Below are 11121 nucleotides of genomic sequence, written 5' to 3'. Positions count from 1 at the left end.
ACAACGGCTTGGGCTTCCGCAAGTACCTTCCGTGGTTCTGATATGCGCGGAGGTGCGAATGGTGCTCGCATTCGTCTTGCTCCACAAAAGGACTGGGAAGTGAATCAACCGGAACAGCTAACAAAGGTCCTTTCAGTACTTGAAGGTATTCAAAATCATCTAGAAAAGAACGTCAGCATAGCCGACTTAATTGTACTGGCTGGTAGTGCCGCTGTAGAAAAAGCTGCCCGAGATGCAGGCTTTGATGTAACCGTTCCTTTTACTCCAGGTCGCGGAGATGCAAAACAGGATCAAACAGACTTAGAAAGCTTTGCAGTTCTAAATCCTGTCGCAGATGGCTTCCGCAACTATCAGAAGAAGCAGTATAGTGTAAGCTCAGCAGAATTACTAATCGACAAGGCACAGCTACTGGGTCTTACTGCACCAGAAATGACAGCACTTGTTGGTGGATTGCGTGTACTTGGTACTAACCATGGCGGTACACAGCATGGAGTATTTACAGAACGTGTAGGAACACTTACGAACGACTTCTTCGTGAACTTACTTGACATGGGTGTAGCATGGAAGCCTGTAGGTGGAGACGTATTTGAAGGGCGTGATCGTAAAACGGGTGAAGTGATAAGAACCGCAACGAGTGTAGACCTAGTGTTTGGTTCCAACTCCATTCTACGTGCCATTGTAGAGGCGTATGCTCAAGACGATAATAAAGAAAAGTTTGTGAAAGACTTTATTGCTGCTTGGGTAAAAGTTATGAATGCAGATAGGTTCGACCTGAAATAAAAGAATAATAGCGTTAGGCACCTATCATGGGCAAATTAGTTGTTTTTGTCCATGATAGGTTTATGACGTTAGTTCAAATTCCCGTTTTTTTAAACAATTGTGTGACCTGCTTACCAGGTTAGCTAGGTTCGATTCCCTGGAAGTCCCACCAAACAACATTTGTTTATTATGTTTTTTTACAATTTCGATTTTATCTATATTTGAATTTTTTTTCTTTATCTACTTTACAATCAATTTGTTAAACTCCTCTATATCGATTCCCGCAACTATTCCTTCATGATACAACAGCTTGATTAATTTTTTGTCCAAATCTGAGAACTCTGTAGTCCTTGTCCATCCTTGATAAAACAAACTATTCCGATATCTCCAAGAATCATTAATAAGCCCCAATGATTGAGTGAGTTCTTCTCTAATTAAATGAGAACGTTCAATTGTAGTAGATCTATTTGTTGCAATTAATATTATTGACTTGTTAATAAAATGTTTATTATCATACCAAAAATAAAATAATCCCCAATTATTCGGCATTGGATTTTGTACATATTTATCAAAATCTTCTAAAGCTACAAAATATATTTCTATATTTGCATCCTCTTCTACTATTGAAAGGTTTATAGAATTTTGAAGATTATTTATATCATCTATCACGTCTTTTAATGAATTTAGATCTTCTTTTGTTGGTTCACCAAAAATTCCAATTCTAGGATTTTCATTCCATTTAATAATTCTATTATTTCCTTCATTCCATTCCGAACCCAAAGCTATATCTTTAAAATATTCAATTTCGTCTTCTGAGAATTCCATCGTATTTCCGTTATGGACCAAATAGTAATTTTCATCTTTGATTTCTAGATTATTAGGGTGATTTGAAGCAATTAATATAAGTAAGATAGATAATAATGCAATTACTAAAGACTTGCTATGTTTTCTCATTCTAATTCCCCACTTTTATACCCATAATCGAAATTTCAATTTTTCCGCAGAGCCAAAATTCTGTGGTTATTATTACTAAATAATTCTGCAGTCAGATTAGCATGGAGTTGTTATTTTTCAACACTTTAAACCAAAATGTGCGAGCTGTTTCGGTCGCCATTGTTAAAGTGTATGCTCAAGACAATAAAAAGTTTGTGAAAGTCTTTATTGCTGCAAGGGTAAAAGTTATGAATCGAGAATGATTCCACCTGAAATAACAGAAAAACAGCGTCAGGCACCACTCATGGGTAAATTTGGTATTTGTCCACGTGTGGTGCCTGATAACTTTTTCGATGTTCAAAAAAAGTAAGGTGATCATATCTAACCTAACACCTTCAGTAGTGTTAGTTCTGTATCAATCTCTTTCTTTTGCCCTTTGAGTATCTCTAATATTCTTCTGAACTGTAATGGCCGCAAATAAACTAAGAACATAGGACATACCATAAAACCCTTTTTCACTTAAAACAATACTTCCAGCATTATATAACCCGATTGCCATTAATGAGATTGATACAATAAGTGCAAACCAGCTAATACCATAATAGATACTGGTAACAGGGATTCCCTCATCCTTATCCCTTACTGCTTTTTGTAAAGATATAGCTGCATAGAGCCCGAATACTAAAACGGCAAAGTAATATCCTTTTTCATTCAATTGCATATCTGCGTTAAACAACCCAATTAGATATGCCGTCACACCTACTAGCAGCGCAGCCCAAGAAGCCCCTTTGAAAGCCGGAGTGGGTTCTCCCTCTTTCCTTTCAACTCGAACTTTTGAGCGATCCTGTTTTCCTTTGTCTAATACAATCTCATTTTCATTAGACATGCAAGTTTCTCCCCCATCTTTTTATCTAACAACCTAAATCCATTATATAGAATAACTTACAAAAAATAGATAATTTTTTTCATATCCAATTAATGTTCCATATTACCAAATAGTCACCAAAATCAAAAAGCAGCAAAGAGATGTATTCTTTGCTGCGATTATTTATTACATCATTTCCCTGTCCTATTAACATTCTGTTCAATGTTATCAAGCATTGCACGCACTTCAGCTGATGATTTCGTGTTCATCAATTGATTACGTAATTCAGCAGCTCCAGGAAATCCTTTTACATAGGTTTTGAAAAAACGATGAAGCCCTGAAATTGAACGTGGCAGTACTTCCGCGTATTGATCTTGAAGATCAAGCTGCAGCCGACTTATACAGCTTCATAAGGAAATTGAAACTGAATTAGAAATGAAAACGACGGACCTCATAAAAAATGCAAGAGCTGAAGGTGGATCCTCTTCAAATCGGGGCACACACCCTTAGCCCTTTTTCCAAACTCATCAGAAAAGGTATGGTTAGCCACTGGGAGAAAAATGAAAATAAAGGTTAATTATCAGCTTTATTTTGAGGAATTACATAATACTAAAAAGAATTATTAAATTATCATGAAAAGAGGTTGACCCCCTTGGCCGGGAGTCAACCTTAGATTATCAGTTAAAATTTACCTAATCGACTCTTGTCTTACTAAGGGATTCAACCCAGCAGTTTCCATATAATCTTTTCCCCAGTTATACATAGCATCGAGAATCGGCATCAAGCTTCTTCCTTGTTCAGTAAGGGAGTATTCTACTTTTGGAGGAACCACGGGATAGACTTCGCGTTTTACAATCAAGTCTTCTTCCAGTTCTCGCAATTGATTAACTAGCATTCTCTGCGTAATCCCTGGCATAAGAGCTTTCAGTTCACCAAATCGCTTCGTTCCCTCTTTTCCTAGATGCCATAGTATAAGCATCTTCCATTTACCACCGATAACGGAAAGAGTTAATTCTTTTTCACAATTAAACATCTTATCCTGCATTCGCGACATTTCACATCACCTCCAGACTTATTATAACCTACAGTATACTTTTTTCACTATATAAAATAAAAGTCTGTACTTGTAATATCCTTCCATACATTATATTTTAGCAGTGATTATATAATTCTATTCTGCTGTTCAAGAAGTGACATCTTCGTCTGTAAAGCCATTCGAATTGGAAGATTTCCCAAGGATAATAATTCCTTCGTTTTTTCTAAATGAGTTTCTGATTATTCTAAGGCAAATTCAGTAAATCGCGAATATCTTCATCCTTGATTGGAAGATGCATTACAGAAATAGAAGCAGAAGTTAAATAGGGAATTCATACCGTTTGAGACTCCCTATTTAACTTTTCTAAAAAACATGCTCCAAATAAATTTTCTATCATTGTAATGGTTATTTCGAAAACTAGTGAGATCTCTCAACACGAGCACTTAAAATGTCTTCTGTTGTGATTTCAAGTAATTTCTCCAGGAACCTTATTGTTCCTATTATATTTTCCTCCGTTTTAAAGTTTTCCATTTTCTTATCAGCTATCAAATCATTAAGAACTTTTCTGAAAGCATTGCTTTTTATTAGCCACTCTCCAATCAGTTCCTTTGTTGCAGATCTTTCAAATTCATTTTTCACAGCAAATAAACTTTCTCTTTTTGTTTCTATTATAGTAATAGCATTTAAATCAGAATTCATACGTATCTTAAAATATCTCTTTTCACTATTATAATAATTTTCATTTCTTAACCGAAAATACTCTACACCTATAGTGATTTCGTAAAAAGAAGCTGTCTCAGTAATATATTGAATGTCTTTCACTTCAACATTTTTCAATTGATCTAGATAAGTTTCTATACCATACTGAGTATTTATCATTTTTGCATCCAATACATTCATGAACTTCACATCCTTTTCTACCATCATATTTATTGTTTTGATTACCATTTCACAAATAATGAGCTATTTTTTCTTCACCTATTTTTATTAACTCTTCTATTAAATATGACAGATGTAATTCGTTAGTTTTTTTCAACAACATGTCCACCAAATTCGTTTCTTAATGCAGCTACCACTTTACCTGTAAAAGTATCGCTGTCTAATGAACGGTAACGCATCAAAAGAGACATTGCGATAACAGGAGTGGCTGCTTGTAAATCTAGAGCTGTTTCAACTGTCCATTTCCCTTCACCAGAAGAGTGCATAATCCCTTTAATTTCATCTAGCTTTGCATCTTTTGAAAATGCACGTTCAGTCAACTCCATGAGCCATGAACGAATAACTGAGCCGTTATTCCACACTCTAGCCACTTTTTCGTAGTCAAAATCGAACTTGCTTTTTTCTAATACCTCGAATCCTTCACCAATTGCTGCCATCATACCGTATTCAATTCCATTGTGAACCATTTTTAAGAAATGACCGCTCCCTGCTTTACCAGCATAGATAAATCCGTTTTCAACAGCTGTATCCTTGAAAATAGGTTCCACGATGCTCCAGGCTTCAGGGTCTCCACCAATCATATAACATGCTCCATTACGAGCACCTTCCATACCACCAGAAGTACCGGCATCCATAAAGTGAATTCCTACTTCCTTTAGCTGGTTATATCGGCGAATGGATTCCTTATAGTGTGAATTTCCAGCTTCAATTACGATATCTCCAGTGCCTAATAATGGTGTCATTTCATCAATTACTGAATCTACCACAGCATGCGGAACCATAATCCATACAACTCTTGGTTTTTCTAATGATTCAACAAGTTCTTTTAAATCAGATGTACCTTGAGCACCGTATTTCTTCATTTCTTCAACGGCACTTCCATTTACATCGAAAGCTACTACTTCGTGCTTGTTATCAATTAAATTTTGACCTAAGTTTAATCCCATTTTTCCTAAACCAATTAATCCAATTTTCATGTTCATTTCCTCCTTAATAATCTAAAAAAATTCTCATCTTTTACTACCACCATTTATATCCTTCCTCTGCCAATAATTGATGGGAAGCGTCTGGTCCCATTGATCCGGATGGATATAATTGAAGGGGAATTGTATTTTCCTCAAAAGCCTCTAAGATAGGCTATACCCATTTCCAAGACAACTCCACTTCTTTCCAATGTGCAAAGAATGTTGAGTCGCCACGCATTGCATCGAAAATTAATAGCTCATACGCTTCAGGAACATCTGCTTGCTTAGCAGAAAATTCAACATTGACTGGTTCGATTTTTCCATTGTTTAATGGGTTTTTACTATTTAATTGTAATAAAACACTTTCGTTTGGATTGATTTCAATCACTAAAAGATTTGGTGCAGTTTCTTCTTCTTGAGTCCTATACAAATCCTTTAAAGTATTTTTGAATTCAATAACAATTCGGGTCGATTTCTCTGTCATTCTTTTTCCTGTACGGATATAAAAAGGAACCCCTCTCCAAAAATCATCATCCACACATAGACGAGCAGCCACAAATGTGTCATTTAATGAAGAAGGAGCAACTTCAGGTTCTCCTGTATACCCAACAACTGGTTTACCTTGGATCTCGCCAGGAACATATTGACCTCGAATCACATGATTCACCACATCCTCTTTCTTTAAGGGACGAAGTGATTCTATTACTTTTCTCTTTTCATTGCGGATCTCTTCTGCACTAATTTGTTTTGGCAACTGCATTGCTGTCATCATCAACATTTGCAGCATATGATTTTGAAACATGTCGCGAATAGCCCCAGCTTGATCATAATAACCGGCTCTCTCTTCAACCCCTACTGTTTCGCTTGCAGTAATTTGCACATTTGCAATGTATTGGTTGTTCCATAATGCTTGAAGCACTGGATTTGCAAATCCTAACGCTTCCAGGTTTTGTACCATCGGCTTTCCAAGATAGTGGTCGATGCGAAAAATTTCTTCTTCATCAAAAGCTTTACTTAGTTTATCGTTTAATTCTTGAGCCGATTTTAAGTCATGTCCAAATGGTTTTTCGATAATTAGACGTTTCCAACCTTTAGTAGAACCTAGACCACTCTCTTTAATGTTGAAAGCAATTACATTAAAAAACTCTGGAGCAACAGATAGGTAGAACATTCGATTTTCTGGAATATTCAATTCTTCTTCACGCTGTTTAACGAGTTCAAGTAATCTTTTATATCCTTCAGCGTTGATAGCATCTACATGGCAATACCGAAAGGCACGGATAAACACTTCAAGGTTTGAATCGTCATTTAGTGATCGTCTTGAAAATGTTTTTAAAGAATCTTCCACAAGGTTTTGGAAATCAGTATCTGATAAATATCCTCTGCCCACCCCAATAATTGAGATGGGCAGAGGTAATTTTTGTTCCAAAAATAAATTATATAGAGCCGGGAAGATTTTTCTTTTTGCTAAGTCCCCTGTCGCCCCAAATAAGACAAATGTCATTGCCTCCATTTTACATACCTCCAAAATTACAAATTTCACTTATGTCTTTCTTAAAGAACTACTATAACTCTTGCTAGCCAATCCCTTGCTTAGCCATATTTTTATTTGAACCTGCTTGGACCGTAATAATGATGTCCCTAAAATGCGAATGACCACATTTTGGACAATAACCATTATTCGATGTGAAGGTTAGGCATCTTGAACAAACTTTGTGATGCTTTGCATGTAAACCGAACATATTATTCACCCTTTCAATTTAGTAAACTGAATGCGGAAGATCAGATGACTGATCAATAACCACAGTATTTCGTGAATCTAATGTTGCAACAAGATGTAAGTATAATACCTACATTTTTCAAATGAAAGTACGCACTTTTTATTTAAATAGTGTTAAAAAAATAACATAATAACAAAATGTATACTATAAGAAATAAACTCATCTATTTTTGTGTTAAATAAATTAAAAAGCCAGGGTGAGCATCCTCTCCCTGGCCACAAAAATATTAGTGATAAAAAATTGTTGAAACAGAATTCTTTATGTGTTGAAGCTTTTGGCGTAATAATCGAGCTATCTAAACCGAATGTCTCACAAACATAAGAAGCCTTCATAATTGCATTAGGATCTACTGACAATATGACCCTTTTTAACTTCGAATAAATAAATGGATTGGTTATATAATAGATTATTTTCTTCTTTTTTACTTAAAAATCTACCTTCCTACTGTTAAATGAATATAATAAAAAAATTTTTTCATTCAATCCCCAGCTAGAAATGTCTTTATTAATAAGAGATTTTTATAAACAATCTCAACAATGACAATTTGGGCAATTATCAAGCAACTTATACAGAAAATAAACCATGCTGAAAGGTGCATTGTTTCTTAATAAATTAATAGTAAGACTATATAAGCGGTTTGTCTTACAGTATACTTTTTGACACTATGTAAAATAAAAGTGCGTACTTTTAATGTTAAATCATACGTTATATACTTGCAATTGTTCAGTGAGAGGACATGATATCCCTTTTTGCTGGCAGGTACAGATAATGCACTATAAGGATAATATTACTGTAAAAGTAACTATTACCTTTTGAAGACATTATTACTGTACAACAAAAAAATTATTGGAGTGAATATAGATGGAATTACAATTAGCACTAGATTTAGTCAATATCCCAGAAGCAATTGAGCTGGTTAAAGAAGTAGAGGAACATATTGATATCGTAGAAATCGGAACACCGGTTGTAATCAACGAAGGTCTCCATGCTGTAAAGGCAGTTAAAGAAGCATTCCCTAACTTAAAAGTATTAGCAGACCTAAAAATCATGGATGCAGCTGGCTATGAAGTAATGAAAGCTTCTGAAGCAGGTGCAGATATCATCACAATTCTTGGAACTGCTGAAGATATGTCTATTAAAGGTGCTGTTGAAGAAGCGAAAAAACAAGGTAAAAAAATCCTTGTTGATATGATTGCAGTAAAAGACCTTGCTGGACGTGCAAAAGAAGTGGACGCTATGGGCGTTGATTATATTTGTGTTCATACTGGCTATGATCTTCAAGCAGTTGGAAAGAACTCTTTTGAAGATTTACAAACCATCAAAGGTGTTGTAAAAAATGCTAAAACTGCAATCGCAGGTGGTATTAAGTTAGACACACTTCCAGAAGTTATCAAAGTACAACCAGACCTTGTCATTGTAGGTGGCGGGATTACTGGACAAGCTGATAAAAAAGCTGCTGCTGCCAAAATGCAACAAATGATTAATCAAGGGTAATTCAGATCATGAATACAACTCAATACCTAGCTGAAATCATAAAAGAGTTAAATCGCTCCGTAGATTTAATTTCGAATGATGAAGCTGAAAAATTAGTTAATGGGATTCTTGAATCAAAAAAAATCTTTGTTGCAGGCGCAGGTAGATCTGGATTTATGGCCAAATCATTCGTCATGCGAATGATGCACATGGGGATAGATGCCTATGTGATTGGCGAAACAGTAACCCCTAACTTTGAAAAAGATGACATCTTAATCATTGGATCAGGTTCAGGAGAAACAAAAGGTTTAGTCTCCATGGCTGAGAAAGCAAAAAGCATTGGTGGGAAGATTGTAGCTGTAACCATTTTCCCTGAGTCTACTATTGGACAATTAGCGGATAACACAATTAAATTGCCTGGGTCACCTAAAGATCAGTCGGAGAGTGATTTTAAGACGATTCAACCAATGGGCTCATTATTTGAGCAAACACTTTTACTATTTTACGACGCTGTGATTCTTCGCTTCATGGAGAAAAAAGGTTTGGATACCAATAAAATGTACGGTAGACACGCTAACTTAGAATAAATATATTATTCTGCGAGTTCTAAATAGGAAAGACCGCAAGCTGTTTCCATGCAAGATTGCGGTCTTTTTGTTAGAATAAACTACTACAATTTGTAATAATTTTAGGAGTGATAAAATGATTTCTTTAAATGGAAAAACTGCAATAGTTACTGGCGCAGGAAGAGGCATTGGACGTGCTACTGCTATCGCCTTAGCAAAAGAAGGCGTAAATTTAGGACTAATCGGCTTAAATATGTCTAATCTTGAAAACGTTGCTTCTGAACTTGCACAATATGATGTAAAGGTTTCTGCCGCAACAGCAGATGTGACCGATCTTGAATCCGTTACCCATGCTGTTGAACATATCAAATCTGACTTAGGTCCAATTGATATCCTAATCAACAATGCTGGTGTTGCTAAATTTGGTGGCTTCCTTGATCTAACACCAGAAGAATGGGAAAAAATCATCCAAGTCAATTTAATGGGTGTCTATAATGTAACAAGAGCAGTATTACCAGGTATGATAGAAAGAAAATCAGGAGATATCATCAATATTTCTTCATCTGCTGGCCAAAAAGGTGCCCCTGTTACAAGTGCTTACAGTGCTTCTAAATTCGCTGTTTTAGGGCTAACAGAATCACTTATGCTAGAAGTAAGAAAACATAATGTCCGTGTTACTGCTTTAACACCAAGTACGGTAGTTACAGATTTAGCCATTGATACAAATCTTGTTAAAGGCAATGAAGAAAACGTGATGCATCCAGAAGACCTGGCAGAATTAGTCGTGGCTAGTTTAAAATTTAATCCAAGAGTATTCATTAAAACAGCTGGACTATGGTCAACAAATCCATCATAAAACAAAGCAGATCCTTTGGGGTCTGCTTTGTTTTATAATGGATATGATCCAAAGAATTATGACGAATTGTTTGAAGAACACATGGAGCTCTTATTAGATTTAAATACCCACATATTGCAAAAATGGACATAGGTGGTATGCCCTTTAAAAAAGTCCCCGAAAACATTGAGCGATTGGCAACAGAAGTAGCACCCGTTATACGGATGGAAACTAGGAAATAAGGATCTCAAATATAAAATAACTAAGGATTGTGAGAACATTTACGGGTCAGTTCAAGTTAGTGTCATGTCCCAGTCCCATCAACATTCTTTTCCAAAGTTATCGAGCATTGCACGCACTTCATCTGTTGATTTCGTGTTCATCAATTGATTTCGTAATTCAGCAGCTCCAGGAAATCCTTTTACATAGATTTTGAAAAAACGATGAAGCCCTGAAATTGAACGTGGCAGTACTTCCGCGTATTGATCTTGAAGATCAAGCTGTAGTCTTAATAAATCAAGGTATTCTTTACTGCTATGCTCTTTTGGTTCTTTTTCAAAAGCAAAAGGATTTTTAAAAATACCTCGCCCGATCATAACGCCATCAATATCATATTGTTTAGCAAGCTGCAGCCCAATTTGACGGTCAGGAATGTCTCCATTGATTGTTAGAAGCGTATTTGGTGCAATACGGTCACGTAATTTTTTGATTTCCGGAATTAGCTCCCAATGCGCATCTACTTCACTCATTTCCTTTCTTGTACGTAAATGGATAGAAAGATTCGCAATATCCTGTTTGAAAATATGCGTTAGCCACTCCTCCCACTCATTTACATTATTAAAGCCAAGTCGTGTTTTCACGCTGACAGGCAGTCCCCCCGCTTTTGCTGCTTGGATAAGCTCTTCTGCAACGTCTGGGCGCAGAATAAGGCCACTCCCTTTCCCTCTCGATGCCACATTCGGTACTGGG

11 protein-coding genes and 3 pseudogenes are annotated in these 11121 nt (G+C 36.0%); 5 read left to right on the top strand and 9 right to left on the bottom strand.

Annotated features, from left to right (window positions below):
- A partial coding sequence (locus DBX25_RS21050) for a peroxidase family protein (protein ID WP_338066664.1) occupies positions 1-780 on the top strand: 780 nt, incomplete at its 5' end.
- 219 nt (positions 781-999) lie between these two features.
- Here the strand turns inward: DBX25_RS21050 and DBX25_RS01825 are convergent.
- The 8 genes and pseudogenes from DBX25_RS01825 to DBX25_RS21700 form a co-directional block, all read right to left on the bottom strand.
- Complete coding sequence (locus DBX25_RS01825) at positions 1000-1713, bottom strand: DUF2927 domain-containing protein (RefSeq protein WP_108669076.1); 714 nt, start codon at positions 1711-1713, stop codon at positions 1000-1002.
- Positions 1714-2107: 394 nt separating this feature from the next.
- Positions 2108-2578: an inner membrane protein YiaA gene (yiaA, locus tag DBX25_RS01820; RefSeq protein WP_108669075.1), complete on the bottom strand. Its 471-nt coding sequence runs from the start codon at positions 2576-2578 to the stop codon at positions 2108-2110.
- A gap of 170 nt (positions 2579-2748) precedes the next feature.
- Positions 2749-2952: pseudogene (locus DBX25_RS01815) on the bottom strand (tRNA-dihydrouridine synthase); the annotation flags it as partial.
- A gap of 293 nt (positions 2953-3245) precedes the next feature.
- On the bottom strand, positions 3246-3611 hold the full coding sequence (gene hxlR / locus DBX25_RS01810; RefSeq protein WP_108669074.1) for a transcriptional activator HxlR: 366 nt from the start codon (positions 3609-3611) through the stop codon (positions 3246-3248).
- Positions 3612-4010: 399 nt separating this feature from the next.
- Positions 4011-4493, bottom strand: a complete 483-nt coding sequence (locus DBX25_RS01805; RefSeq protein ID WP_108669335.1) for a hypothetical protein — start codon at positions 4491-4493, stop codon at positions 4011-4013.
- A 122-nt stretch (positions 4494-4615) separates the two neighbouring features.
- Positions 4616-5509: a phosphogluconate dehydrogenase (NAD(+)-dependent, decarboxylating) gene (gene gnd, locus DBX25_RS01800; protein ID WP_108669073.1), complete on the bottom strand. Its 894-nt coding sequence runs from the start codon at positions 5507-5509 to the stop codon at positions 4616-4618.
- 43 nt (positions 5510-5552) lie between these two features.
- Positions 5553-7010, bottom strand: a pseudogene (zwf, locus tag DBX25_RS01795) (glucose-6-phosphate dehydrogenase).
- Between the two features lie 381 nt (positions 7011-7391).
- Positions 7392-7685, bottom strand: coding sequence for a hypothetical protein (locus DBX25_RS21700; RefSeq protein WP_476704047.1), 294 nt, complete (start codon positions 7683-7685; stop codon positions 7392-7394).
- A 454-nt stretch (positions 7686-8139) separates the two neighbouring features.
- On the opposite strand from DBX25_RS21700, the gene hxlA reads away from it, so the two are divergent.
- From hxlA to DBX25_RS21045, 4 genes and pseudogenes are all read left to right on the top strand, one after another.
- Positions 8140-8772, top strand: a complete 633-nt coding sequence (hxlA, locus tag DBX25_RS01785; protein ID WP_108669071.1) for a 3-hexulose-6-phosphate synthase — start codon at positions 8140-8142, stop codon at positions 8770-8772.
- Positions 8773-8780: 8 nt separating this feature from the next.
- Positions 8781-9338, top strand: coding sequence for a 6-phospho-3-hexuloisomerase (gene hxlB, locus DBX25_RS01780; RefSeq protein WP_108669070.1), 558 nt, complete (start codon positions 8781-8783; stop codon positions 9336-9338).
- Between the two features lie 115 nt (positions 9339-9453).
- Positions 9454-10173 (top strand): 3-ketoacyl-ACP reductase, encoded by a 720-nt coding sequence (locus DBX25_RS01775; RefSeq protein ID WP_108669069.1) that lies wholly within the window; start codon positions 9454-9456, stop codon positions 10171-10173.
- Positions 10174-10286: 113 nt separating this feature from the next.
- Positions 10287-10394: pseudogene (locus tag DBX25_RS21045) on the top strand (LLM class flavin-dependent oxidoreductase); the annotation flags it as partial.
- Positions 10395-10472: 78 nt separating this feature from the next.
- Here DBX25_RS21045 and DBX25_RS01765 read toward each other — a convergent pair.
- A partial coding sequence (locus tag DBX25_RS01765; protein WP_240620114.1) for a tRNA dihydrouridine synthase occupies positions 10473-11121 on the bottom strand: 649 nt, incomplete at its 5' end.

This window comes from Peribacillus acanthi (genome assembly GCF_003073175.1).
GTDB classification, from domain to species: domain Bacteria; phylum Bacillota; class Bacilli; order Bacillales; family DSM-1321; genus Bacillus_BN; species Bacillus_BN acanthi.
This window is presented reverse-complemented; position numbering and strand designations above follow the sequence as displayed.

Excerpts from the sequence above, each read along its gene's own strand:
- DBX25_RS01825 (WP_108669076.1), bottom strand. The coding sequence starts at position 1,713 with ATGAGAAAACATAGCAAGTCTTTAGTAATTGCATTATTATCTATCTTA.
- yiaA (WP_108669075.1), bottom strand. The coding sequence starts at position 2,578 with ATGTCTAATGAAAATGAGATTGTATTAGACAAAGGAAAACAGGATCGC.
- hxlR (WP_108669074.1), bottom strand. The coding sequence starts at position 3,611 with ATGTCGCGAATGCAGGATAAGATGTTTAATTGTGAAAAAGAATTAACT.
- DBX25_RS01805 (WP_108669335.1), bottom strand. The coding sequence starts at position 4,493 with ATGAATGTATTGGATGCAAAAATGATAAATACTCAGTATGGTATAGAA.
- gnd (WP_108669073.1), bottom strand. The coding sequence starts at position 5,509 with ATGAAAATTGGATTAATTGGTTTAGGAAAAATGGGATTAAACTTAGGT.
- hxlA (WP_108669071.1), top strand. The coding sequence starts at position 8,140 with ATGGAATTACAATTAGCACTAGATTTAGTCAATATCCCAGAAGCAATT.
- hxlB (WP_108669070.1), top strand. The coding sequence starts at position 8,781 with ATGAATACAACTCAATACCTAGCTGAAATCATAAAAGAGTTAAATCGC.
- DBX25_RS01775 (WP_108669069.1), top strand. The coding sequence starts at position 9,454 with ATGATTTCTTTAAATGGAAAAACTGCAATAGTTACTGGCGCAGGAAGA.